This window comes from Methylobacterium tardum, from assembly GCF_023546765.1.
Classification (GTDB): domain Bacteria; phylum Pseudomonadota; class Alphaproteobacteria; order Rhizobiales; family Beijerinckiaceae; genus Methylobacterium; species Methylobacterium tardum.
In genome coordinates this window covers 4,364,694-4,388,565 of the sequence record NZ_CP097484.1, presented here as the reverse complement: position 1 = coordinate 4,388,565, position 23,872 = coordinate 4,364,694, and the positions used below count along the sequence as shown (strand labels likewise).

Here is a 23,872-nt window from a genome sequence, read left to right as displayed (position 1 = left end):
AAGGTCCGGTCCGGCCGTCGCGTGATCTAGCAGCACGGACGGATCAAGAGAACCGGAGCGGCTGGGCCCTTGGGGACGCCGGCATCGGGCGGGCTATCGTCCTTGCGAGCGCAGCGAAGCAATCCAGGGTGGCGCCACGCTGATCATTGGCGCGTTGCCCTGGGTCGCTTCGCTTCGCTCGCGATGACGGGGGAGACCTCGCGGGGACCGCGTCAGGCGGCGGCGAGCGCCGTGCCCATGGATTCCTTCTTCATCAGCTCCCGGAAGAAGCCGTCGAGATGGGTCAGCTTGTCGGGCGACCCGTCCTGGGCGATGCGGCCGCCCTCCAGAACGACGATGCGATCGAAATCCTGCAGCGTCGACAGCCGGTGGGCGATGGCGATGACGGTGCGGCCCTTCATGAGATTGGCCAAAGCGTGCCGGATCGCCTGCTCCGACTCGGCGTCCAGCGCCGAGGTCGCCTCGTCGAGGAGCAGGATCGGCGAGTTCTTGAGGATGGCCCGCGCGATGGCGATGCGCTGGCGCTGGCCGCCCGAGAGCTTGACGCCGCGGTCGCCGACCATGGTGTCGAAGCCCTCCGGCAGGGCCTGGATGAAGTCGGTGCAGTGGGCGGCTTCGGCGGCCTGCCAAACCTCCTCGTCGGTGGCGTCGGGCCGGCCGTAGCGGATGTTCTCGCGCAAGGAGCGGTGGAACATCGACACGTCCTGCGGGACCACCGTGATCGCCTCGCGCAGGGATTCCTGCGTTACCCGGTCGATGTCCTGGCCGTTGATGCGGATCGACCCGCTCTGCACGTCGTAGAAGCGCTGGATCAGCGAGAACAGGGTCGACTTGCCGCCGCCCGACTTGCCGACGAGGCCGACGCGCTGGCCCGGCTCGATCACGAGGTCGAAATCCGTGAAGACCGGGCGCCCGTCCGGGTAGCTGAAGGCGACGTGCTCGAAGGCGATCTGCGCGCCCTGGCCGGTGAGGGGCTTCGCTTCCGGATGGTCCACGAGGTCGTGGGGCTGGAGCAGGGTGTGGAGCGCCTCGGACAGGCGGGCGGTGTGCTGCGTCGCGTCGACCAGCGCGACCGCGAGGTCGCGGGTGGCGGCGAGGATCCGGATGCCAAGGGTGCAGACCAGCACGACCTGACCGTTGGTCGCCTGGCCGGCTTCCCACATCTGGATCGCCCAGTAGAGCAGGCCGAACACGGCGAGCACGGTGAGCACCGCGTGCACGATGCGCAGCTTCTCGAGGTAGAGCAATGACGACCGGCGCGCCCGCATTTCGGTGGCGATCGTGCCCTCGAAACGCTGGCCCTCGCGCTTGAACGCCGAGAAGGCGCGCACCAGCGACATGTTGCCGACGAGATCGACCATCTCGCCGTCGACGGAGGCCGCCTTGGCGGCGAAGTCGTGGTGCAGCGGCTTGCCGGCGGACGCCATCTTGAACATCAGCACGACGACCGCGGCGAACACGCCGGCCAGGATCGCCGCCATCGTGGTGTTGACGGTGGCGATGTAGGCGATCGACCCGAAGGCCGCGACCGTCGGCGGCATCACGTTGAACACGAACATGTTCTCGACCGTGAAGATCGCGTTCGAGGTCGCCGTGATGCGCGACGCCAGAGTGCCCGGCTGGCGGTCCGAGAAGAAGGTCGGGGAATGGCCGGTCAGGTGCCGGAACAGGTCACGCCGGATGTCGCCGGTGATGCCCACGAAGGTGAAGGCGCCGGTCAGGGCCGCCACGCGCCAGAGCATGTTGTCGGCGGCGATGAAGCCGATCAGGACCGCGAGCGCGCTCCAGACCACGGTGTTGCCCGGGCCGGGTCCCTTCGTGAGCGCGTCGACCACGCCCTTGAGGGCGTAGTCGGTCGAGACCGAGAAGCCGACGGCGCCGAGCACGGAGATCAGGATGACCAAGTGCGGCAGCCAGCGGCGGCGGAGGTACCGCCCGACGAAGGCGAAGGGCCTGTCGGCGTATCGGTGCAGCTCTTCCATCGCGGTGACCATTCCGTATTCGCGCGGCGTGGGCTTGCGGGTTAAGGCGGAGTGCAGCGCGGGCGCAAACTGACCCGCAGCGGCAACGCGAGAGCGTTGCCATTGTTGCACCGTCCCGCATTGTATCGCGCGCTTTTATCGCTCTAACCTGAACGCCGCTTGAGCGGTTCAGACATACGCAAGCGAAACCGATGCCGTGGCCGCTCAGGCGGCGGGATCGGTCTGGCGCGTCTCGGGCATGATCAGCGCCACCAGCATGAAGGCCGCAAATCCCATGCAGGCCAGCCCCAGGAAGGCGCTGTGGCTGCCGAGATGGTCGGCCATGATCCCGGCGAGCGAGGTCGAGAGGGCGGCGCCGATGCCCATGGCGGTTCCGACGGCGCCGAGGGCGAGGTTGAAACGCCCGGTGCCGCGGGTGAGATCCGAGACGATGAGCGGCACCATCACGCCGAGGACCGAGGCCGAGACCCCGTCGAGCACCTGGATGGCGACGAGGCCGTACGGATTGGTCGTGTAGGCGAGCAGCAGGCCGCGGACGGGCAGCGCACCGAAGCCGAGGAGCAGCACCGGATAGCGCCCGAATCGCTCGGCCGCCCGGCCGACCGCCGGGGCGCTGACCGCCAGGACCGCCTGCGGGATCATGATGCAGGCGGCGATCAGCGCGGTCGCGGTCTCGCTCGCCCGCAGGGTCAGGACGCTGCCCACGAGCGGCAGCATCGCGGCGTTGGCGAGGAAGAACAGCACCATGCAGGCCGAGAAGCACAGCAGCCCGCGGTTGGTCAGCAGGGAGCGGATGCCGTCCTGTCCGGACGGGCGCGGCGCCTGCTGCGGCGCGGCCGGCTCCTTGAACACGCTCGGATCGATGTCCTGGGCGCGGATGCGCGACAGGGCGATGATCGCCGGGATCCCGAGCGCGGCCGTCAGGTAGAACACGGCGCCGTTCGACAGGTAGTAGCCGATCGCGCCCATCCCGGCCGCGCCGAGGGCGTTGCCCAAAGCCGCGAAGCTCGCGTTCCGGCCGAGGCGCTCGCCCGCATGGGCGCGCCCGACCAGGCCGATGCTGATCGCCGCGATGGCCGGCGTGAGGACGCAGCTCGCCCCCGAATGGACCGCCATCGCCAGCAGCACCACCAGGAAGCTCGGCCAGACCGCGAGAGCGAAGGCGCTGCCCGCGATGCCGATCACCGCCACGGCGGCGGCGAAGCGCTTCGAGCGCACCACGTCGGCGAAGGCGCCGCCCGGCACCTGGCCGAGCAGGGCGACGAGGCTGCCGACGGTCAGCGCGAAGCCGATGTCGGATTGCGTCCACTTGGCCTGCGAGAAGTAGACCGCCAGGAACGGCCCGAAGCCGGTCTGCAGATTGGCGACGAAGAACGCGAAGCCATCGAGCCCGTAGCGGCTCGCCGGCGCGATCGTGCGCCCGGCAGGATGCGCCTCGGTCATCGGCATCGGCTCGCGCGCGCTCTCGGCCGCCTGATCCTTCAGGCGGAGGGGGCGGGAGCGGATATCTTGCCGGGACACCTCGCGCTCGCGGGGGAGGCGGCGGTTCGAACCTTCAATCGGGCCACCGTCACTTGTCCGGCGCCTTCTCCGGCGGGCTGGCGGCCGTGGTCGGGGCGGCGCCCGTGGGCGCGGGCGGGGGCGCTGCCGCAGGGCTGGCCGGAGTGGCCGCCGGTGTGGCGGGCGGAGCGACCGCGGCCGGTGCAGGCTGCGCGGCGGGCGCGGCCGCGGTGGCCGCCTGCTCGCCCTCGCTTCCGGGCGCCGCCGGGCTGGCGGGGCCGAGCACCACGATCGGCTCCCCGGCCTTGTATTCGGGCGACACGCGGACCTGGTTGCGGGTCAGCGCGACGGACAGCTTGCGTTCCTTGCCGCCATCCGCGGCGAAGCGCAGGGCGCGCCAATCCACCGCGATCTTGCGGGTGCCGACGCCGAGGAAGCCGCCGAAATCGATGATCGCGGCGCGCGGATGCCCGTCCTTGTCGATGATGATGTCGATGACCCGGCCCAGCTCGTCGCCGCCGGCGCTGCGCACGCTGCGACCGAGCAGGCTCTCGTAATCCTGGGTGTCGAGGACCGTGGCCGGCGTGCCCTGCTGCTGCTGGGCCTGCGGCGGGGAAGCCGGGGGAGGTCCCGGCGGGGTCGGGGCGGGCGGTGCCGCGGGGGCCGGCGCGGCGGTCGTGCCCGAGGCCGGATTCGCCGCGGGGGCCGAGGGCGGAGCTTGACCGGATGCGCCCTCGCTGCCGCTGGACTGGACCTGCGCCGCGGCCCCCGATGCCCAGAGGGCAAGCGTCACGACCGCGATCATCCGGTTGGTTCTGAACACGCTTCGTCCTCTGAGGAAGGGTCGGGCCCAGCCGGCACGCCGGCGCAACCGCGACCGTATCGGCCGGTTCGAGGTCCGCCGCCGGCCGGACCCCACCCGCGATGGGCTCTCGTGCCGCAGGACCTGGGCGAAGTTATGGATCACGCCGGGCGGGCCGCAAGGATCGGACCGTTGCGGAAGGCGGCCGCCAGTCGGAGACGTTACTGTCTGGTTTTCGCCGCATCCCCGGCGTAGAAACCCGCGCACAAGCTCATGCGAGAGCTCATGCGAGCCGTGGACAGCACCGCGGCCCCTTGCGAGGACTGCACGATGTCGACCCTCCCCTCGTCGCGACGCGCCGCTGCGCGCGGCCTCGCGCTCGGCGTTGCCCTGGCCGGCCTCGTGGCAGGTTGCCAGGCGCTCGGTGGCGGTGGCGGCGTGATGCCGGCCACGGAGGTCGGGCTCCCGCCGTCCCTGCGGGGATCGCTGCCGAACCGCGAGCCGCGGAACGCCGCGGTCGACGCCGACGGCCAGCCGCTACAGACCGCGCCGACGAAGCAGCTCGCGATCCCGAAGAGCGCCGGAGCCTCGACCCGCAGCGCCGATAACGGCGAGCGCCGGATCCGGCGCGAGGATCTCGACGGCGGCAACGCCGCGGTCGGCGGCAGCGGCGGCAGCGGCTCGATGGGTCCGATGCTGTCGCCCGGCGGCAGCGTCGGCCTCGGTGGGAAGTTCTGAGCGCGCGGCGCGGCGCGGGCCGCCCGACCGCTCAGGCGGTCGGCGCACGCCGTCCGTAGTAATCCTCGATCCGGCCGCCATAGGCCGGATCCGCGAAGCCGTCCTCACCCGGCCCGTGGCTCGGCGCCCCGGCGAGGACGCCCGGGTCGATATCGACCACGTAGCCCCCGAGTTCGGTGCTGTAGGTCAGCGCCTTCCACGGCAGGGGATGGTGGTTCTCCCCGAGCCCCAGGAAGCCGCCGAAGGCCAGCACCGCGTAGGCGACCTGCCCGGTAATCTTATCCACCATGAAATTGTGGACGGCGCCGAGATGGCGGCCGGTCCGGTCATAGACGGCCGTGCCCTCGACCTTGTTGGAGCCGATCAGCCGGCTGGTCTCGTCGATGGCGATGCCCTCGCCAGCGGGATCGAGTTCCAGCGTGCCCGGCTTCCGCACGGCGCGTTCTTTGGGCAGGTCCGTCGGCATGGTCACTCCCGGTTCGTCGACGCGGCAGGGGCCGCATCCGGTAATCCCTGCGGACCAAGCGGGTCGATGCGGACGGGTTCCGTGCGCCCCGCGCCGTGCACGGTTGCGGCGCGGCTAGACGTGCGTTCCAGCTCGGCCTGAGGCGTGCTCAGAGATCGGCCGGCAGGCCGGCGCTCGCCCGCCGCTGGTTGATCCGGTCGCGAACCGAGCGGCTCGCCAGGAGCATCTCGAAGCCGAAGGCGATGAGGGCGCACAGCGTGCACAGGATCGCCGCACCGAAAAGGCCGAACAGCAGGGTCGCCACCGTGTTGTCGCGCAGCGCTCCGACGAACAGCGTCAGCACCGAGCCGCAGGTGGCCACGCCGCCGAGGGCGGCCAGGAACACCGCGGCGTCGAGGGCGAGCGAACGCTGGTGCAGGCGGTCGAGGCGCCGGCCCAGAAGGATGCGCTCCGCCTCGCCCGCACCGGCGAGCAGGCCGGAGACGCGGTCGGCCTGATCCGCCACCCGGGCGAGCCGGGCACCGAAGACGTTCAGCAGCGTCGCGATGCCGGACAGGAGAAAGACGGGGCTCAGCGCCACCTGAACGATGTGCGCGGTGCTTTCCAGGGCCGTGAGTGCGGTCGGATCAGTCATGCCGGCCGGCAGATGCACCGGGCAGGCCCGGGCCGCAACAGCGATGCGCCGCGCTCAGCTCAGATGAGGCCGCGACCCGGCTCCATGCCGGAAGCGGCCGGTTCGGCCCGGATGCTGAGCCCGAGACCAGTGATCAGCCCGGTGGCGAGCAGCAGCGCGAGTGTGAGGGCGGGGGCGATCATGACTGTACTTCAGCGGAAGGATCATTAAGAGCAGGTTTCACCGGCGCGAATCCGGTGAATAATCTTCCCGCTCGCGCCAATCCGGCCGCTCCGGCGTGGATTCTGGCGCCTGCCTTGTGGATGAGGGGGGCGCGAAGGCGATTTCCCCTTGGAACGGCAGCGGCACCGCTTAGTTGCTGCTATGCTGGCTCGGCCGTGGGGCGATCATGCCCCGGCCTGCGGCCCGAGAACCGGAGGAAGTTTATGGCCACAAAGACCGAGAAGGCTGCGCCGAAGGCAGCCAAGACCACCAAGACTGCAGAGAAGGCCGCTCCGGCCAAAGCTGCGAAGCCCGCTGCGACCAAGTCCGCCAGCACCAAGCCGAATGCCCTGCAGCAGCCGCTGAAGCCTTCGGCCGAGCTCGGCGCCATCGTCGGCACCAGCCCGCTGCCGCGCGGCGAGGTGGTCAGCAAGGTTTGGGATTACATCAAGAAGAACAACCTTCAGAACCCCGAGAACAAGCGCGAGATCGTCGCCGACGACAAGCTCAAGAAGGTCTTCGGCAAGGACAAGTGCTCGATGTTCGAGATGAACAAGCATCTCGCGGCGCACCTGAAGGCCTGATCTTACCCTAGAGCCAAGCCCGGCCCTTCACCGGGCCGACGGCTCTAGGAGTTTCGTCGCTTCATTTGCGTGCGGCAGCCGCCCGTCACGAGGATGCCCAGCGAACGGTGAGCCGCCGTCATTCCGGGGCCGCGCAGCGGAGCCCGGAATCCAGACCCGCTGTCGGTGCAAGATCCTGGCGCGTCAGCGGGTCTGGATTCCGGGCTCGCCTGCGGCGCCCCGGAATGACGAGGTTAAAAGCGGCTGCGACGCCTTCATACAGCGAAGCGGATTGCGCGAGCGGCCGAGGACGGTCGCGCGATGCGCCTTCTGTCGCCCGCACAGGAGCTGCGGCCCGTCACGCCTGTCCCGTGATCCGAAGCGGCGTTAGGCGAGGCCCTGGAGGACACCACCATCCACCCGCAGGGCGGCGCCGGTCGTGGCGCTCGCCGCCGGGCTGCAGAGATAGGCGACGAGGTTGGCGACCTCCTCCACGCGCGCGAGGCGCTGGATCAGCGAGGTGGGGCGATGCTCGGCGACGAACTTGCGGCCCATGGCCTCGAGGTCAGCATCGGCCTGTCCGCCGGCCATCTGCGTCATGAATTCCGCGACGCCCTCCGAGAGCGTCGGGCCGGGCAGGACGCTGTTCACGGTGACGCCGCTGCCCGCGACCGTCTGGGCGAGGCCGCGCGAGACCGCGAGTTGCGCCGTCTTGGTCATCCCGTAATGGACCATCTCGGTCGGCGTGTTGATGCCGGACTCGCTGGAGATGAAGATCACCCGGCCCCAGCCCCGCTCCGCCATGCCGGCGCGTAGGCTCGTGAGAGACGCACGCCGCTCATCACGTTGACGTCGAAGAAGCGCTGCCAGTCCGCGTCGGGGATCTCGAAGAACGGCTTCGGCTCGAAGATCCCGGTGTTGTTGACCAGGATGTCGACGGCCGGCAGATCCCGCACCAGCGCGGCGACGCCCGCGTCGGTCGACACGTCGCCCACCGCCGCGAAGGCGCGGCCGGCTCTCGCCTCGCCCCGCAACCTGGCGAGGGCCGCCTCGACCCGCTCGGGCGTGCGGCCGTTGATGCCGACCTCGGCGCCGAGGTCGCACAGCTCCTTGGCGATGGCGTAGCCGATACCGGCGGTCGAGCCGGTGACGAGGGCCTTCCGGCCAGTGAGATCGAGATCCATGGGATTCTCCAGTACGTGACGATCGAGCGACTGAACTTGGGCGTCAACGCAGGCCCGCCCGGTCGGTGGCATGCCGGAGCCGTCTAGCCGCTCCGGCTCCGCCGCAGGACGCTGGCGCAACCGCCGATCACGGCGAGCGCCACCGCGCAGGACAGGGAGAGGGTCACGGCCCGATCGGCCCCGAGCCCGTGGGTCAGGCCGAAGATCACCGCCACGAGGGCGGCGCCGAGCGACTGGCCGGTGAGGCGCGCGGTCGATTGCATCCCGCTCGCCCCGCCCGCCCGCTCGCGGGGGGCCGAGGTCACGATCACCTTGTTGTTCGGCGACTGGAACAGGCCGAATCCGAGGCCGCACAGGGTGAGGCGCCAGACGATGTCGAGGGTGGCGGGCGCGGCGGGCAGCAGCGTCATGCAGACGAGGCCGGCGGCCATCATGGCCAGCCCGATCCCGCCGAGGATCCCGGGCGGGTAGCGGTCGGCGAGCCGCCCCGAGACCGGCGCCATCGCGGCGACCGCGATCGGCCAGGGGGTCAGCAGGAAGCCGGTCTGGGTGCTGGAGAGGTGCAGCACGTCCTGGAAGTAGAAGGGCAGCGCCACGTAGGAGACCATCTGGGCGCAGAACGAGGCCACCGAGGTCGCCATCGACAGGGCGAAGGCGGGGATCCGCAGGAGGTCGACCGGCAGGAGCGGTGCGGGCAGCCGGATCTGGCGCCGCACGAACACCGCACCGATCACGAGGGCGCCCACCAGTTCCGCGACGGCGATCCGCTGGCCCTCCGGGTCCCCGAGGCCGTCGATGCCGATGATCAGGAGGCCGAAGGTCAGCGCGTTGAGGATCGCGCTCACGCGGTCGAAGGGCCGCCCGCTCGCCGGCGTCACCGGCAGGGTGCGCGAGGCCACCGCCAGCGCCAGCAGGCCGACCGGAATGTTGACCAGGAACAGCCAGGGCCAGGTCGCCACCGACAGGATCGCGGCCGCCACGGTCGGGCCCGCGGCCGAGGCCACGGCCACGACCAGCGCGACGTTGGCGACGCCCTGGCCGATCATCCGGTGCGGGTAGATGAAGCGCACGAAGCCGATATTGACGCTCATGATCGCCGCGGCGCCGAGACCCTGGACGATCCGGGCCGCGATCAGCAGCGGCAGGCTCGGCGCGACCGCGCAGGCCAGCGACGCGGCCACGAAGATCGCGAGGCCTGGCAGGTAGACCTTCCGGAAGCCGAAGATGTCGCCGAGGGAGGCCAGCGGCAGCAGGCTCGCGGTGACGGCGATCTGGTAGGCGTTGACGACGAAGATCGCATCGGCCGGCTTGACCGCGAGGTCCTTGGCCATGACCGGCAGGGCGACGTTGACGATGGCGCCGTCGAGCACCGCCATGGTCATGGCGAGCCCGACCGCCGCCATGGCGAGGACGCGCTCCCGCGGCGGCAGGCCGTCGGTGCTGCTGCCCTGTGCGGCGGCGCCTGAACCGGGCGGGACCTGCGCCATGATCGCGCGCGCTCCTGCGGCGTCCCGGACGGCCGTGACGTCGATCGTTGGGAAAATCCGGGCGCGGTCGCGCCACGAAGACTGGCTTCCTGTCGCGCAGCGCCGTCGGCCCGTCGAGGGGCGCCGTGTGTTGTATGTCACGGCGCGGGCGGGTTTGTTCGCCTCGGGCGGCCGATCGGCGCGTCCGTGCGCGGCCCGGGTCGCCGCTCAGGCGAGCATGTAGGTCAGCAGCGAACGGAGCTGCGCCGGCTTGATCGGCTTGCGCACCAGCTCGGCCCCCGCCGCCGCGACCCGCGCCTCGACGTCCTCGGTATGATCCGCGGTCGTCACGATGACCGGGAGCGGATCGGTGCGCCCGGCCTGGAGGTAGGCGGCGACGTCGAGCCCGCAGGCGCCGTCGCCGAGGTGGTAATCGAGCACGAGGATGTCCGGCGGCGGCGCCCCGGCCGCGACGGCCGCGCGGATGCCGGCGAGATCGCGGAAGGTCGAGACCCGCGCGTCCCAGTTGTGGAGCAGGCGCGCGAGGGCGTCGGCTGTGGAGGCGTCGTTCTCGACCACCACGACATGCGCCCCCGACAGCCGGGTCGCCACGGGAGCGGGCGGCGCGGCGGCGGCCGGGACGGCGCTCAGGGGCAGGGACAGCGCGACGCGGGTGCCGTGGCCGGGCCGGGAGGCGAGGCTGAGCGGATGGTCCAGCGCCTGGGCCATGCGCCGGACGATCGACAGGCCGAGGCCCAGCCCCGGCTCCTCCCCGGTGGCGGTGCGCGCGCCGCCGCGGAAGAACTCGTCGAAGACGAGGTCGCGTTCCTCGGCGCTGATCCCGCAGCCGGTATCGGTCACCTCCACCCGGACGCCGCCGGCGCGCCGCCGCGCGGCCAGGACGATGCCGCCCGCGCTCGTGTACCGGACCGCGTTCGAGACCAGGTTCTGAAGGATGCGCTGCAGCAGGACCACGTCGCTGGTGACGGTCAGGTCCGGGCAGCGCACCGAGAGCCGCAGGCCCTTGCGCTCCGCGAACGGTTTGAAGCTCTCCGCCAGCTCCGCCAGCAGGTCGGGCAGGAACACCGGCTGCAGCTGCGGCCGGACGATGCCGGCATCGAGCTTGGAGATGTCCAGGAGCGTCTTGATCAGGTCCTCGATCGTCTGGAGCCCGCGCTCCACCTGGCCGGCGATGGTGCGCGCCTCCGGCGGCACGTCGAGGTCGGCCAACGCCGAGATCGACAGGCGGGCGGCGTTCACGGGCTGCAGCAGGTCGTGGCTCGCCGCCGCCAGGAAGCGGGTCTTGGACCGGTTCGCGGTCTCGGCCTCCTCCTTGGCGGCGCCCAGCGCCGCGTTGGAGCGCTCCAGCCGATGCATCAGCCCGGTGAGCTCCTCGGTCCGGGTGCGGACCCGGCCTTCCAGCATGATGGCGGTCTGGAACAGCGAGTAGGCGCTGCCCCGCTGGTCCATGGTCCGCTCGACATGGGACATCAGCGCGGCGTTGATGCGCTCGAGCTTCTCGATCCGCCGGTGCAGGGACGCGTCGGTCTCGAGCCCGCCGGCATGGACGGTCACGAGGCCACCGGGTGCAGGGCGTCGCCGGGTTCCGCCACGGCCAGGCTCTTGCCGATGGCGATGCCCGTGAAGGTCTGGTTCAGGTGCATCGCCCGGTACTGCTCGCCGAAGGTCTCGAAGCCGACGACGTTGTAGCGGCGGTAGAGGTCGGTGATGCCGTGGCGCACCTGCCGGCTCTCGGCGTCGAGGCGGCGCAGCACGCATTCGAAGCCGATGATCAGGTCGACGCCGCCGAGCGCCGCATCGAGCCGGGAGAGCTCCGCCCGCGTCGAGGCGACGATGTCGCGCGGCTCGGCCAGCGTCAGCACGACGCCTTCGTCGACCGCGCAGAAGAAGCTTAGCGAGCCGTCCTCGTTCATCCGGCGGATCGAGCGGCAGAAATACTCGCCCCCGACCTTCACGGCGAGCGGGTAGGCGGCGAAGCTCATCGGCGACAGGCCCTCGGGGTCGAGGCCGATCGCCATCGCGTATTCGCGCGCCGCCGGCTCGGCGTTCAGCTCGTGCACGGTGCGCCGCTCGCCGTCCGACGCCGTGACCACGAACTTGGTCCGCGTCGGCTCGAAATTGTCGCTCTTGAAGATCTCCACCGAGAAATCCGTCTCGACCAGCACCAGGACCGCCGCCTTGCGGTGGATCTTGCCGCCGTGGAGCAGGACCGCGTCCCGGAAGCGCAGGTCGTCGCCGGCCGAGCCGCCGACGATCGGGATCCCGTCGAGCGCCCAGGCGATGGCCGAGACCACGGTCTCCTCGGCATTGGTGAGGCCGTCGATCAGCGAGAGCGCGAAGCGCCGCCCGGCCGCGGCCGGGTCACCCTCGCGGCAGCGCTCCGACGGATCGAGCGTCCGGCGCAGCGCGCGGACCGCGGACGCGGTCCGCTCGACGTCGAGATGGTCGATGGCATCCAGCACCGTCGAGACGATGCGGAAGCGTTCGGCCGGAAACGCAATGGCGACGAGGCCGCGGTCGAGGCCGCCGGCCGGCGCGATGCCGCCCGACATCGAGCAGCCGGCCACCGGAACGCCGGGAAACCGGGTCTCCAGCTCGCGCGCCAGGATCTCGGCATCGTAGTCGGCGGAGAAGAACACCACGATCTGCGACAGGGCGGAATCGCCGACGGCCCGGGCCACGTCCCCGACCGCGTCGGTGGCCGAGGCCGCCTCCGTCCAGGCCGTCCAGATGCCGCACAGATGGCGGCGAACCCCCGATCCCTGAGCCACGTTCCACCCCCTGCGACCCCCTCGGCGAGCTTGGCGCCCGCTCTTCAGCGTCTTGCGGGGAGTATGTCGTGCGCAACCGAACCGCGCAACTTTGCGGCTCGATGCGCGCTCAGGTTCAGTCCGTCAGGACCGCCCCGTCAGGTCCAGTCGGACCCTCACTTCATGCAGGCATCCTCGGCCTTCTCGAAGGCCGCCGGCTTGGGCTCGTGCTCGGGTGGACGGTTGCGGCCCAGCGCGCCGTCGGAGCGGGCACGCAGATACGTGTAGATGTCGGGCATGTAGCACATGACGTTCCGATTATCCCCGAAGGCCGGCATGACCAGCTCCTGCGAGGCGTTCACGTCCTTCTTGCCGCCGACGATGATCCCGGCGAAGTGCGCGTAGTCCATGCCCTTGAGGGCATCGACCAGCGACGGCGCGTAGGTCGAGCCCATCCCGTCCGGCCCGTGGCAGACGATGCAATTGGCGTTGTACCGGAGGTAGCCGGACATCGTGTACCAGTCGACTTTCTTGCCGCTGTCGGTGACGTGGTAGGTCGGATCGCCGTTCTTGTCGGTGTACTGGCCGTCCTGGACCTTGGCCGGCTGTGTCGGACCGTCGCTCTTCAGGTCCGCGGCGCTCGTCCCGCCGGACGCTGCGGGCGGCGTGGTCGGGGCCGCGAAGGCCGCGGCCGGACCGAGAGCACCTGCTGCGAGTCCGGCCAGGACGAACCCGGCAACCCTGCTTGCTGCGCACCGCATGAGAGTTCCTCCTGCCGCCCACAGGCTGTTTCTCGGGGGTGCGGCGCGGGGATAACGACGTTCGCCGATCAGGAAGGTCTCGGTGCTCATTCACGTTTTCGCGCAGGCGGCGAACCCGCGATCACAACGATGTGGCTGTCCTGCATTATCCGCGTTGCGCACAGCATTAACCTTTTGTTAATCGGCGGATTGCCGCCGGCCCGCCGGCGTGAGAGCTTTCGTTAACGAGAGCTTAACGGTTGGGTCACGGCGATGCGGTTCGCGGTTTCCAAGGTGCAGGGACTGGTCTCCGGCTCCGCATCGCGTCGGCTCTCCGGCCCTCGCCGCGCGGCCGTCGGCCTCGCCCTCTCGATCCTCGGCCTGGCCGGGCTCGCGTTCCCGGCGGCGGCCCAGACGCTGGCGAGCCTGCCGTCCGAGGCCGGTGCCAAGGTGCAGGGCGATGCCCGTCCGATCGCCGCGTGGGTGACGTTCTGCCAGTCCTACGCCGCTGAATGCGCGGTGGACCGGACCGAGCCGTCGCGGATCAGCCTGACGCCGGCGACCTGGGCGACGATCGTGTCGGTGAACCGTCGGGTGAACAAGGCGGTCGAGCCGATGACCGACCAGGACCACCTGCACGTGGCCGACCGCTGGGACCTCGCCGAGGACGGCATCGGCGATTGCGAGGACTTCCAGCTGCTCAAGCGCCACATGCTGGCCGAGGCGGGCCTGCCGCGGCGGGCGATGCGCATGACTGTGGTGATCGACGAGAAGGGCGAGGGCCACGCGGTGCTGACGCTGGTCACCGACCGGGGCGACCTCGTCTTGGACAACAAGACCAACGCGATCCTGCCCTGGCACCGGACCGGCTACGTGTTCATCAAGCGCGAGAGCCAGGACGCCGTTTCCTGGGTGTCGCTCGGCGGCGTCACCTCCCCCGTCACAACCGCCAATCGTTGAGGGGTCTCAGGCCGCCCGGCTCCGAGCCGATATCTTAACCGGTTGCTAACCCTGTCGGGGGCATTCTGTCCGGGGACGGAGTGCCTGATCGATGCTGCCAGCCCGCCACCTGTCGCCGGTCCTGTCTCTCGCGGCGCTGCTGGTCGTCGGCTGCGGTACGGCACGGGCGAGCGGCGACGCCGCGATGCGGCACGACCTCTGGCGCGACTGCCTCAACCGCAACTTCGAGATCCAGGCCGTGCTCACCGAGCGGGAACTGGCCGCCGACGCGGCCTTTCGGGCCTGTCGGGACACCGAGGACGCGTATCTGTCGGCCCTGGCGGGCTCGCCGCTCCTCGCCGACGACGACGTGGTTCGCGCCCGGCCAATGCTTGCCAGCCGCTTCCGCGCCTGGTTGATCGGCGGCCGCGGATAGGTTGCCGACCCGGTGATGGGGCGGGGACCGTGTTCGTCGCGCGATGCCCCCCCGGCCGGGCGAGCCGAAACCCTGCCGCTGCGCTTCAGGCGACCGCGCGGCAGATGGCCGATACGGCCCAGGGGACAGCTCGGGACTCCAATTGGGTCGCCGCCGCTAGGCAGGCCGAGGCCAACGTCTCCACGGTCGTGGCCGCGACCGAGGAACTCGACGGCTCGATTCAGGAGATCCGCCGCCGGGTCGGCGCCTCATCCGACATCGCCCGGCTGGCCGTCGACGAGGCCGACCAGACCGCCGCCCCGGTGACGGAGCTGCACGAGGTGGCGGAAGCGATCGGCAGCGTGGTCCGGCTGATCCTGCGCTCGCCGAGCAGACGAACCTGCTGGCGCTGAGCGCCACGATCGAGGCGGCTCGTGCCGGCGCCGCCGGGCGCGGCTTTGCGGTGGTGGCCGCCGAGGTAAAGGCGCTCGCCGGGCAGACGACGGCGGCGACGAAGGATATCGCCGGGCAGATCGGCCGGATCCAGCGTGTCACCGGCGATGCGGTCGGTGCAATCAGCGCAATCCTGGGCCGGATCCGTGAGATCGCCGGGCTGGCGGAATCCGTGGCCGTTTCGGTAGAGGGGCAGGGCACCGAAACGCGGGACACCGTCGGCCATGTTGCGGACGCGACGGCAGGCACCCGCGCGGTCACCGTCACGATCACGACCGTAGCGCAGGCTGCCGCGCAGACCGGCACCGCGACGGCGCACGTGCTTGCAGCCGCCTCGGACCTGTCGCAGCACGCCGACGCGTTCAAGACCGAGATGGTTGTATTCCTCGTCACCGTTCGGGCGGCTTGAGCGGTTCCGCCTGCGTCATCCCGGCGCCGATGCAGGCCTCGCCGGGGCGGCCGGCCGCGTTCCGGCCTACGCCCCGCACGCACAACAGCTGCGTACGTTCGAGATCCGCTGTTCGCGTGCGCCGTAGATCAGGTCCGGAGTCCCGTAGATCCGCCAGTGCTTGATCCACTGCTTGACGTAATGCGGGCCATTCGGCGTCGTCGCGAGCGCGTGGGCGGCCCAGCAATCGGCCAGCTTCTTGGATGTGGTGTGGATGGCGAGCGATCCGTATGCCTGGACGAAATAGAAATGACTGGCATCGGCGACCTGGGCATCGACGGCGGCGGCCCGCGACGGACAGTAGAAGATGCCGTCCGGCCTCGCGGACGCGACTTCTCCGCCCGTCATCCCGCATTGATTCGTCAGTGTGACGTCAAGTAGTCCGCCCGTAGGACGCCATTGCGCCAGGCTTTGGTGTGTCAGTCCGGCGTAATTCGTGGCAATCGCAACGAGCAGGATCATTTTATTCATGATGTTCTCCCCCGGATCGAGCCGCGAAGGAACTTTACATCATGATGGCCGCCGTCGATCACTTGTCCTGCACGATCGAAATCTGAACGCGTGACAAAGTCGACCGCGCTTTGCGAGGCCGTGCTCTCGGCCTGTCCCGGTGGGCGGGGCATTGCTCGGGTTGAGATACGGGCTTCGTCCCGGCCGCGTGCCGCGATCCCGTCCCGCTACGGCTTCAACCGGGCCTTGATCCGCCGGGTGAGCCCGTCGCGGACATCCCGATAGGCGTCGAGGCGCTGCTCGCGGGAGGCGTCCTGCACCAGCGTCGGGTCCGGAGTCGGCCAATACTCGACATCGGCGGCGAGCGTGTGCGTCAGGGCGAGGGCGCGGTGATGCGCCTCCGGGGCGAGGGTGATGATCAGGTCGAAGTTCAGACCCTCCCAATCCTCCAACTCCTCGATGGTGCGCGGGCGATGCCGGCTCGCGTCGATCCCGATCTCGCCGAGGGCGGCGATCATGAACGGGTCCGTGGGCTCGCCGGAGCGCACACCCGCCGACTGCACGTAGGTCGACTTGCCGAAATAGGCGCGCGCGATCGCCTCCGCCGCCACCGAGCGCACGGCGTTGTAGTTGCACATGAACAGGACGGACTGGACCCGCTGCTTCTTCGGTGTGGTCTCGGGGAGGGGCTCAGCCATCGCGCGCAGGGCCGAACGGCACCCTAGCCCTTCCAGTGCAGGGCGAAGATCAGGGTGAACAGGCGGCGTGCCGTATCGTGGTCGAGGTCGACCTTGCCGTCGAGGCGCTGCTTGAGCGTCTCGGACGCCTCGTTGTGCAGGCCCCGCCGACCCATGTCGATCGCCTCGATCTGCGACGGCGAGGCGGTGCGGATCGCGTTGTAGTAGCTCTCGCAGATCATCTCGTAGTCGCGGATCACCCGCCGGAACGGCGTCAGCGACAGGAGGTGCGTCATCACCGGCTCGCCGTCCACCGTGCTGATCGCGAAGGACAGCTTGTTCTCGACGAGGCCGAGCGTCAGCGCGTAGGGGCCCTCCCGGCCGGGGATGGTGAAGGAATTGTCCTCCAGGATGTCGAACAGCGCGATCGCCCGCTCATGCTCCTGATCCGGGTTGCCGCGGGCGATCGACGCCTCGTCCAGGCTCACCTTCGCGAGGCGGTTCGGCCCGCGCTGCTTCTCCGCCATCCCCAAAACCTCACAGGTTCAGCCGGATCGCGACGGAGCGGGCATGCCCCTCAAGGCCCTCCGACCGGCCGAGGTTTATCGCTGCCGGGCCGAGCGCCCGCAAGCTCTCCGGCGTGCAGGCGAGAATCGTGGTCCGCTTCATGAAGTCGAGGACTCCGAGCCCGGAGGAGAACCGGGCCGAGCGGGCCGTCGGCAGGACGTGGTTGGGGCCGCCGACATAGTCGCCGATCGCTTCCGGTGTGTGCGATCCGAGGAAGATCGCACCGGCATTGCGCACCTTGGCGGCGAGCGCCTCGGCATCCTGCGTCTCGATCTCCAGGTGCTCCGGGGCGAGGCGGTCCACCAGCGGCACGGCCTCGCCGAAGGCCCGGACCCGGATGATCGCGCCATAATCGCGCCAGCTCGCCCGGGCGATCTCCTGGCGGGGCAGGGTGGTCAGCGCGCTCTCGACGGCGGCCTCGACGGCGCCGGCGAGTTCGGCGCTGTCGGTGATCAGGATCGCCTGCGCGGCCACGTCGTGCTCGGCCTGGGCCAGCAGGTCGGCGGCGATCCAGTCCGGGTTGGCGTGGCCGTCGGCCAGGATCAGCACCTCGGACGGGCCGGCGATCATGTCGATGCCGACCTGGCCGAAGACACGGCGCTTGGCCGCCGCCACCCAGGCGTTGCCGGGCCCGACGATCTTGGCGACCGGCGCGATGGTCGCGGTGCCGTAGGCCAGCGCCGCCACCGCCTGGGCGCCGCCGACCCGGTAGACCTCGTGCACGCCCGCGAGCTGCGCGGCGGCCAGGACCAGCGGGTTCATCTGGCCGTCCGGGGTCGGCACCACCATGACGAGGCGCGGCACGCCGGCGACCCGGGCCGGGAGCGCGTTCATCAGCACGGAGGACGGGTAGCTCGCCGTTCCCCCCGGCACGTAGAGGCCGACCGATTCCAGGGCCGTCCAGCGCCAGCCGGCGGTGACCCCGAGGGCATCCGTGGCGCGGTGGTCCGTCGGACGCTGCGCCCGGTGGAAGCTCTCGATCCGCTCGGCGGCGAGGCGCAGGGCGTCCAGGGATTCGGCCGGACAGGCGGCGACCGCCGCGGTGATCTCCGCGTCGGTGACCCGGAGGTTCTCCGCGGAAAACCCCGCGCCGAGCCGGTCGAACCGCCGCGTGAATTCGACCAGGGCCGTGTCGCCCCGGGCGACGACATCCCCGATGATGCCGCGCACGGCCTCGTCCACGTCCTCGGCGATCTCCCGCTTGACCGTGAGCAGGCGCGCGAAATCGGCGGTGAATTGCGGATCGCTGCTGTCGAGCCGGACCATCGGATGCCTTCTGTCTCTCGTCAGGCCGCCGTGCCGGAGGCCGTATCCCGCGTGTCGATGTCATGGCCGGGACGGGTCGCCGCTTCCCAGACCGGGCCCAGATCCTTCATCCGGACCTCGATGCATTCGACCTCCAGCCGCACCGCCGCACCGCCGGAGAAGACCAGATCGACGTGGCCCGAGGGGGCGTTCGTGGGCGTGAAGGTCAGGGCCAGCAGGCTCATCGGCGTCGCGTCGCCGGGTGTCAGGCCACGCGTCTTCACGGTGAGCACGCGCTCGAAATGGACACCGGCGAGGCGCCGTCTCGGCGGGGCGTTCGGCGTCCAGTCGAAGCGCCGCGCGACCATCAGGAACCGGTGCTCGCCGGCCAGATAGGTCAGATCCTCCGGGCGCAGGATCGCGTCCTGGAGGTGCGCGGAGATCACGGTCAGGTCCTCGGCGTCGAGGGCGGCGAGCCTGAGCAGCTCCATGAAGTTGTCCTCGGGAAACGTCATCTCGGATCGGATCAGACGGGAGCGGCCCGCGGCAGGGCGTAGGTAGCGGCACGCTCCCGTTCGGGCAACGGCCTGAGCCGCTTGGCGATCCGGATCCAGCCCAGGTTCGGCCCAGCGCGGCCGCGTAACATTGCCTCTCCAACGTGCCGAGGCAGGATCGGGGATGGGCAAGCGCATCACGCAGGCGGGGCTGATCGTGCTGACGCTGGGGATGACGGCCGGAGGTCCTGCCGCGGCGCAGGTCGGCCCGGACGCGCGGCCCTACGTGTTCGGCCGTCCCGACCCGGACCGGTTCGACGAGCCTCCGCCGCGGTGGGGTCGCCGGCCGCCGCCTCCGGACGACGCGTATGACTGGCCGCGGCGCCCGCCTCCACCTCCGCCGGATGACGACGGGCCGCGCTATCGCGGGCGCTATCGCGACGAGCGGCCGCTGTGGCGCGACAGCGTCTGCGTGACCGCCCGCGGAACCTGCGTGACGGCGCCAGGGCCGCCCAATGCGCTGTGCGGCTGCGAGATCCCGGGCTTCGGCTACAAGCGCGGGCAGATCGGCGACTGACGGGCGGGCTTGCCGAAAGACACCTGCGGTGGACGGGCTTCGCTCCGTCATCACGCGGGTAGCGACGTGGGACACCAGGGGCGCGCGACGTCGAGAGGCGTCGCGCAGCCCTGATCGCGAGGACGGCCGGTCGGCCGCGTCCCTGGGCTCAGGCCCGCACGCGCTCGATCTGCGCCCCGCAGCGGCCGAGCTTGGCCTCCAGCGCCTCGAAGCCGCGGTCGAGATGGTAGACCCGGTTGATCTGGGTCTCGCCCTCGGCGGCGAGGCCCGCGATGACCAGGGAGACCGAGGCGCGCAGGTCGGTGGCCATCACGGGCGCGCCCTTCAGCCGCTCCACGCCCTCGACGATCGCGAGGTCGCCCTCGAGCCGGATCTTCGCGCCGAGGCGGGCCAGCTCCTGCACGTGCATGAACCGGTTCTCGAAGATCGTCTCGCGGATGTGCGACTGGCCCTTGGCCAGCGTCATCAGCGCCATGAACTGCGCCTGCAGGTCGGTGGGGAAGCCCGGGAACGGGTCGGTGGTGATGTCGACCGCCGCGATGCCGGCGCCGTTGCGGCGCACCCGGATCCCGCCCTCGACCTGACTGATCTCGGCCCCGGTGGTCGACAGGACGTCGAGCGCGGAGTGCAGCAGGTCGGCCCGCGTGTCCTTCAGGACCACGTCGCCCCCGGCCATGGCCACGGCCATCGCGTAGGTGCCGGTCTCGATCCGGTCGGGTAGCACCTCGTGGCGGGCGCCGCCGAGCCGGGCCACGCCCTCGATCTCGATGCGCGGGGTTCCCGCGCCGCGGATCTTGGCGCCCATCTTGTTCAGGCACTCGGCGAGATCGACCACTTCCGGCTCGCGGGCGGCGTTCTCGATCACCGTGGTGCCGTAGGCGAGCGAGGCCGCCATCAGCGCCACGTGGGTGCCGCCGACCGTGACCTTCGGGAAGTCGATCTCGGCCCCGCGCAGGCCGTTCTTCGTCCGGGCGACCACGTATCCGGCATCGATCTCGATCTCGGCGCCGAGCCTCTCCAGGGCCATGATCAGCAGGTCCACGGGCCGCGTGCCGATGGCGCAGCCGCCGGGCAGCGACACCTTGGCCTCGCCGAAGCGGGCGAGCAGCGGCGCGATCACCCAGAAGCTCGCCCGCATGGTCGAGACCAACTCGTAGGGCGCGGTGGTGTCGATGACGTTCGAGGCGGTGAGCCGGACGGTCTGGCCGGTCTCGGTGGTCTGGCCGGGCCGCTTGCCGACGACCATGTGGTCCACACCGTGGTTGCCAAGGATCCGCGTCAACGCGGCGATGTCGGCGAGCCGCGGCACGTTGATCAGCTCCAGCGTCTCGCCGGTGAGCAGGCTGGCGATCATCAGCGGCAGCGCCGCATTCTTGGCGCCCGAGATCGGGATGATGCCGTTAAGCGGCACGCCGCCGGTGATGTGGATGCGGTCCATCGTGTGTCCTCGGGCGGCGCACCCACTGGCGCGCGGCTGGCCGTACTGCTCGCGGGCGCGGAAGCGCCCAGGCTTAGCCGTGCCCTATAGACCGGATTTGTCGGAATCAGGACCGCTTCCGTCAGGCTCGCGCGCGCAGGACTGGTCCGCATCCGGAGCCGGACTCGCCTCCGCCCGGCCGCGGCCCTGGGCCTTGCGGCGGCGCAGGTTCTGGCGAAGCGCTGCCTTGAGCCGTTCCGCGCGCTCGACCTTCGGGTCGGTCTTCGAGTCCGTCATGGCGCGACCCTTGGTCGCCGCAAGGTTGGGGCGGGCACATCCCGGCCGGATGAGCGATCTGCGGTTGGTGCCATGGGCTGTTACAGGGCGCTGGAGCCAAGTTCGGACCGGACGATCCTTGGGGACGCTAGCGGGTTCGCGCCGGCCTCTCAACGGATGCAACGCAGCGATGCCCGAACCTTACCTTGAACCAGTTCCAGATCCGCGCGTATCTTGCGCCCCTCACGCGAAGGACTGACCGAGGCCGGACCTCGATCGCGGGACCCGGGCGCTCGACGGCGCCGCCCGCGCGGCCGAACACGCGAAGGACGCTCGATGACCGTGACCCGGATGCCCAGCACGATGCTCGCCTCAGCGGGATCGACGCGCGCGGGTTCTGGCTACGAGCGCTACTTCCGCGGTGCCCTGGATCAGCTGCACGGCGAGCGCCGTTACCGCGTCTTCGCCGACATCGAGCGGATCTCCGGGCGGTTCCCGACCGCGAAGTGGCGCCAGCCCGAGGGCAAGACCACTGAGATCACCGTGTGGTGCTCCAACGACTATCTCGGCATGGGGCAGCACAAGGAGGTCGTGGCGGCCATGACCGACACCGCCGCCCGCTGCGGCGTCGGGGCCGGCGGCACCCGCAACATCGCCGGCAACAACTCGCCCCTCGCCGATCTGGAGCGCGAGCTCGCCGACCTGCACGGCAAGGAGGCGGGCCTCGTCTTCACCTCGGGCTACGTGTCGAACCAAGCCGGCATCTCGACGATCGCCAAGCTGATCCCCGACTGCCTCATCCTCTCGGACGCCTTCAACCACAACTCGATGATCGAGGGCGTGCGCCATTCCGGCTGCGCGAAGAAGATCTTCCGCCACAACGATCTCCAGCACCTGGAGGAGCTGCTTCAGGAGGCCGGCGACCGGCCGAAGCTGATCGTGTTCGAGTCGGTCTACTCGATGGACGGCGACGTGGCGCCGATCGGCAAGATCTGCGACCTCGCCGACCGCTACGGGGCGATGACCTACCTGGACGAGGTCCACGCCGTCGGCCTCTACGGCCCGCGCGGCGGCGGCATCGCTGAGCGCGACGGCGTGATGCACCGGGTCGACGTGATCGAGGGGACGCTGGCCAAGGGCTTCGGCTGCGTCGGCGGCTACATCACCGCCTCGGCGGCGATCTGCGACGCGGTGCGCAGCTTCGCGCCGGGCTTCATCTTCACGACGGCCCTTCCGCCTGCCGTGGCGGCGGCGGCCCGGGCGTCGGTGCGGTATCTCAAGCGCTCGAGTGCCGAGCGGGAGGCGCATCAGCGCCAGGCGGCGGCCACCAAGGCGGCCTTGAGCGCGGCGGGCCTGCCGGTCCTGGAGACCGAGACCCACATCGTGCCGGTGATGGTCGGCGACGCCGAGTTGTGCAAGGCGGCGGCCGACCACCTGCTGGAGCACCACGCCATCTACATCCAGCCGATCAACTACCCGACGGTGCCGCGCGGCACCGAGCGCCTGCGGATCACGCCGTCGCCGTTCCACGACGCGGAGCACATCGCGCGCCTGGCCGCGGCGTTGACGGAAACCTGGGAGGCGCTGGACCTGCCGCGGGCCGGGACGGTGTTCGTCGCCGAGGCGGCGGAGTAGAAGTTTTCGACGCAGCTGACAGAGCGCGACCGACCCCCTCTCCCGCGCGGGAGAGGGTCTGGTGAGGGATGATTGGCTTCGGAATGGGGCAGGCTCTCGACGCGCTGAAGGGTGCGTTTCTTCCTGCGAGACCTGATCCGTCACCCTGTCCCTCTCCTGCCGGGGAGAGGGGGACCCGCGCCTCGCCGTTCAGCCGGTAAGGCTCGTTCAGGCTGGCACCCAGCCCATCCCCCGCCCCCATCTCGTCTTTTTCGGCGCCGGCCTGTAACGACTGCGCCAACCCGTCCTCGCGAAAAGTCTCGAAAAGATGATCTCCTCACCCCTCATGACCGTCATGGTCGATGCCGTGCGCAAGGCCGCGCGCGGCCTGCGCCGCGACTACGGCGAGGTCGAGAACCTGCAGGTCTCGCGCAAAGGTCCGGGCGACTTCGTCTCCGCGGCCGACCGCAAGGCCGAGGAGGTGCTGCGCGACGCCCTGATGAAGGCGCGTCCGGGCTACAGCCTCGTGCTCGAGGAGAACGGGATCATCGAGGGCACCGACAAGAGCCACACCTGGCACGTCGATCCCCTCGACGGCACGTCGAACTTCCTGCACGGCGTGCCGCATTTCGCGGTCTCCGTCGGCCTGGAGCGCGAAGGCCAGATCGTGGCCGGCGTGATCTTCGACCCGATCAAGGACGAGCTGTTCGTCGCCGAGCGCGGCAAGGGCGCCTACCTCAACAACCGGCGCCTGCGCGTCTCCGGACGCCAGGACATGGCCGACGCGCTGGTCGGGTACGGCACGCCCTATCTCGGCCGCGGCAGCCATCCGCGCCTCCTGCGCGAGCTCGGCGCCGTGATGGCGGTTGCCGGCGGCACGCGCCGGATGGGTTCGGCGGCCCTCGACATGGCTTACGTCGCCTGCGGGCGCCTCGACGCCTACTGGGAGCGCGACCTCCAGACCTACGATTTCGCCGCCGGCGTGATTCTGGTGCGCGAGGCGGGCGGCTTCGTGAGCTCGGCGGACGGCGCGGCCGAGCCGCTGGCGCCTCGGTCGGTCGCCGCCGGCAACGAGGGGCTGCACCGGGAGCTCGTCGCCATCCTCAAGAAGGTCCAGGCGGCCTGAGCCCAGGACCGCGAACGCGGTTCAACGCTTCGGCGTGCTGCCGGCGTGTAGCAACCCCGCCGTCATTCCGGGACTGCGCAGCAGGACCCGGAATCCAGATCCACACCGTGTGTCCAGCATAGCGCTG

The 23,872-nt window shown here is 70.5% G+C and carries 25 protein-coding genes and 2 pseudogenes; 9 read left to right on the top strand and 18 right to left on the bottom strand.

Annotation, left to right across the window (positions count from 1 at the left end; all coding sequences use genetic code 11):
• Positions 1 to 212: 212 nt before the first annotated feature.
• The 3 genes from M6G65_RS20935 to M6G65_RS20925 all read right to left on the bottom strand — a co-directional run bounded on the left by M6G65_RS20935 (position 213) and on the right by M6G65_RS20925 (position 4,287).
• Positions 213 to 1,982 (bottom strand): ABC transporter ATP-binding protein, encoded by a 1,770-nt coding sequence (locus tag M6G65_RS20935; RefSeq protein WP_238196294.1) that lies wholly within the window; start codon positions 1,980 to 1,982, stop codon positions 213 to 215.
• Positions 1,983 to 2,186: 204 nt separating this feature from the next.
• Positions 2,187 to 3,503: an MFS transporter gene (locus tag M6G65_RS20930; protein WP_430929505.1), complete on the bottom strand. Its 1,317-nt coding sequence runs from the start codon at positions 3,501 to 3,503 to the stop codon at positions 2,187 to 2,189.
• Positions 3,504 to 3,552: 49 nt separating this feature from the next.
• The gene (locus tag M6G65_RS20925) at positions 3,553 to 4,287 is read right to left on the bottom strand and encodes a PRC-barrel domain-containing protein (RefSeq protein ID WP_238196329.1); all 735 of its coding nucleotides are present in this window, start codon (positions 4,285 to 4,287) and stop codon (positions 3,553 to 3,555) included.
• A gap of 327 nt (positions 4,288 to 4,614) precedes the next feature.
• Here M6G65_RS20925 and M6G65_RS20920 point away from each other — a divergent pair, with 327 nt between their 5' ends.
• A complete protein-coding gene (locus M6G65_RS20920) occupies positions 4,615 to 5,022 on the top strand; it encodes a hypothetical protein (protein WP_192709945.1) in 408 nt (135 codons plus the stop codon).
• A 31-nt stretch (positions 5,023 to 5,053) separates the two neighbouring features.
• On the opposite strand, the gene M6G65_RS20915 is transcribed toward M6G65_RS20920, so the two are convergent.
• The 3 genes from M6G65_RS20915 to M6G65_RS33525 form a co-directional block, all read right to left on the bottom strand.
• Positions 5,054 to 5,488, bottom strand: a complete 435-nt coding sequence (locus M6G65_RS20915) for a PRC-barrel domain-containing protein (RefSeq protein ID WP_238196330.1) — start codon at positions 5,486 to 5,488, stop codon at positions 5,054 to 5,056.
• Between the two features lie 148 nt (positions 5,489 to 5,636).
• The gene (locus M6G65_RS20910; protein WP_238196296.1) at positions 5,637 to 6,122 is read right to left on the bottom strand and encodes a DUF2721 domain-containing protein; all 486 of its coding nucleotides are present in this window, start codon (positions 6,120 to 6,122) and stop codon (positions 5,637 to 5,639) included.
• 59 nt (positions 6,123 to 6,181) lie between these two features.
• The gene (locus tag M6G65_RS33525; protein WP_283214847.1) at positions 6,182 to 6,304 is read right to left on the bottom strand and encodes a hypothetical protein; all 123 of its coding nucleotides are present in this window, start codon (positions 6,302 to 6,304) and stop codon (positions 6,182 to 6,184) included.
• A gap of 243 nt (positions 6,305 to 6,547) precedes the next feature.
• On the opposite strand from M6G65_RS33525, the gene M6G65_RS20905 reads away from it, so the two are divergent.
• On the top strand, positions 6,548 to 6,907 hold the full coding sequence (locus tag M6G65_RS20905; RefSeq protein ID WP_192709947.1) for an SWIB/MDM2 domain-containing protein: 360 nt from the start codon (positions 6,548 to 6,550) through the stop codon (positions 6,905 to 6,907).
• A 366-nt stretch (positions 6,908 to 7,273) separates the two neighbouring features.
• On the opposite strand, the pseudogene M6G65_RS20900 reads toward M6G65_RS20905, so the two are convergent.
• From M6G65_RS20900 to M6G65_RS20880, 5 genes and pseudogenes are all read right to left on the bottom strand, one after another.
• Positions 7,274 to 8,070: pseudogene (locus M6G65_RS20900) on the bottom strand (SDR family NAD(P)-dependent oxidoreductase).
• Between the two features lie 83 nt (positions 8,071 to 8,153).
• Complete coding sequence (locus M6G65_RS20895; protein WP_238196298.1) at positions 8,154 to 9,557, bottom strand: MFS transporter; 1,404 nt, start codon at positions 9,555 to 9,557, stop codon at positions 8,154 to 8,156.
• Between the two features lie 207 nt (positions 9,558 to 9,764).
• Positions 9,765 to 11,111, bottom strand: a complete 1,347-nt coding sequence (locus M6G65_RS20890) for an ATP-binding response regulator (RefSeq protein ID WP_250102829.1) — start codon at positions 11,109 to 11,111, stop codon at positions 9,765 to 9,767.
• Positions 11,108 to 12,328: an FIST signal transduction protein gene (locus M6G65_RS20885; RefSeq protein WP_238196300.1), complete on the bottom strand. Its 1,221-nt coding sequence runs from the start codon at positions 12,326 to 12,328 to the stop codon at positions 11,108 to 11,110. The genes M6G65_RS20890 and M6G65_RS20885 overlap by 4 nt, the downstream gene beginning before the upstream one ends.
• A 155-nt stretch (positions 12,329 to 12,483) precedes the next feature.
• Positions 12,484 to 13,068, bottom strand: a complete 585-nt coding sequence (locus M6G65_RS20880) for a c-type cytochrome, methanol metabolism-related (protein ID WP_238196301.1) — start codon at positions 13,066 to 13,068, stop codon at positions 12,484 to 12,486.
• A gap of 252 nt (positions 13,069 to 13,320) precedes the next feature.
• Between M6G65_RS20880 and M6G65_RS20875 the strand changes: the two genes are divergently transcribed.
• From M6G65_RS20875 to M6G65_RS20860, 4 genes and pseudogenes are all read left to right on the top strand, one after another.
• Complete coding sequence (locus M6G65_RS20875; protein WP_238196302.1) at positions 13,321 to 14,007, top strand: transglutaminase-like cysteine peptidase; 687 nt, start codon at positions 13,321 to 13,323, stop codon at positions 14,005 to 14,007.
• A 91-nt stretch (positions 14,008 to 14,098) separates the two neighbouring features.
• Entirely contained in the window at positions 14,099 to 14,422 is a 324-nt protein-coding gene (locus tag M6G65_RS20870; RefSeq protein WP_192711517.1) for a hypothetical protein, read from the top strand.
• A 104-nt stretch (positions 14,423 to 14,526) separates the two neighbouring features.
• Complete coding sequence (locus M6G65_RS20865) at positions 14,527 to 14,814, top strand: hypothetical protein (protein WP_250102828.1); 288 nt, start codon at positions 14,527 to 14,529, stop codon at positions 14,812 to 14,814.
• Positions 14,784 to 15,263: pseudogene (locus tag M6G65_RS20860) on the top strand (methyl-accepting chemotaxis protein); the annotation flags it as partial. The gene M6G65_RS20865 and the pseudogene M6G65_RS20860, both read left to right, overlap by 31 nt.
• A 66-nt stretch (positions 15,264 to 15,329) precedes the next feature.
• Here the strand turns inward: M6G65_RS20860 and M6G65_RS20855 are convergent.
• The 5 genes from M6G65_RS20855 to M6G65_RS20835 all read right to left on the bottom strand — a co-directional run bounded on the left by M6G65_RS20855 (position 15,330) and on the right by M6G65_RS20835 (position 18,732).
• Positions 15,330 to 15,773 carry a hypothetical protein gene (locus M6G65_RS20855; RefSeq protein ID WP_238196303.1) on the bottom strand — a complete coding sequence of 148 codons (444 nt, stop codon included), beginning with the start codon at positions 15,771 to 15,773 and terminating at the stop codon, positions 15,330 to 15,332.
• A 206-nt stretch (positions 15,774 to 15,979) separates the two neighbouring features.
• The gene (locus M6G65_RS20850; protein WP_250102827.1) at positions 15,980 to 16,450 is read right to left on the bottom strand and encodes an arsenate-mycothiol transferase ArsC; all 471 of its coding nucleotides are present in this window, start codon (positions 16,448 to 16,450) and stop codon (positions 15,980 to 15,982) included.
• A 23-nt stretch (positions 16,451 to 16,473) separates the two neighbouring features.
• Positions 16,474 to 16,956, bottom strand: coding sequence for a UPF0262 family protein (locus M6G65_RS20845; RefSeq protein ID WP_007567961.1), 483 nt, complete (start codon positions 16,954 to 16,956; stop codon positions 16,474 to 16,476).
• A 10-nt stretch (positions 16,957 to 16,966) separates the two neighbouring features.
• On the bottom strand, positions 16,967 to 18,262 hold the full coding sequence (hisD, locus tag M6G65_RS20840) for a histidinol dehydrogenase (RefSeq protein ID WP_250102826.1): 1,296 nt from the start codon (positions 18,260 to 18,262) through the stop codon (positions 16,967 to 16,969).
• A gap of 20 nt (positions 18,263 to 18,282) precedes the next feature.
• Positions 18,283 to 18,732, bottom strand: coding sequence for a DUF2948 family protein (locus M6G65_RS20835; protein ID WP_238196331.1), 450 nt, complete (start codon positions 18,730 to 18,732; stop codon positions 18,283 to 18,285).
• A 187-nt stretch (positions 18,733 to 18,919) separates the two neighbouring features.
• Here M6G65_RS20835 and M6G65_RS20830 point away from each other — a divergent pair, with 187 nt between their 5' ends.
• A complete protein-coding gene (locus M6G65_RS20830; protein ID WP_238196305.1) occupies positions 18,920 to 19,312 on the top strand; it encodes a hypothetical protein in 393 nt (130 codons plus the stop codon).
• Between the two features lie 148 nt (positions 19,313 to 19,460).
• On the opposite strand, the gene murA is transcribed toward M6G65_RS20830, so the two are convergent.
• Both murA and M6G65_RS20820 read right to left on the bottom strand, forming a co-directional pair.
• Positions 19,461 to 20,750 carry a UDP-N-acetylglucosamine 1-carboxyvinyltransferase gene (gene murA / locus M6G65_RS20825; RefSeq protein WP_238196306.1) on the bottom strand — a complete coding sequence of 430 codons (1,290 nt, stop codon included), beginning with the start codon at positions 20,748 to 20,750 and terminating at the stop codon, positions 19,461 to 19,463.
• Between the two features lie 84 nt (positions 20,751 to 20,834).
• Complete coding sequence (locus M6G65_RS20820) at positions 20,835 to 21,026, bottom strand: hypothetical protein (protein ID WP_238196307.1); 192 nt, start codon at positions 21,024 to 21,026, stop codon at positions 20,835 to 20,837.
• 342 nt (positions 21,027 to 21,368) lie between these two features.
• On the opposite strand from M6G65_RS20820, the gene hemA reads away from it, so the two are divergent.
• Positions 21,369 to 22,640, top strand: a complete 1,272-nt coding sequence (hemA, locus tag M6G65_RS20815; protein WP_430929579.1) for a 5-aminolevulinate synthase — start codon at positions 21,369 to 21,371, stop codon at positions 22,638 to 22,640.
• 307 nt (positions 22,641 to 22,947) lie between these two features.
• Positions 22,948 to 23,745, top strand: coding sequence for an inositol monophosphatase family protein (locus M6G65_RS20810; protein WP_192711507.1), 798 nt, complete (start codon positions 22,948 to 22,950; stop codon positions 23,743 to 23,745).
• Positions 23,746 to 23,872 lie beyond the last annotated feature (127 nt).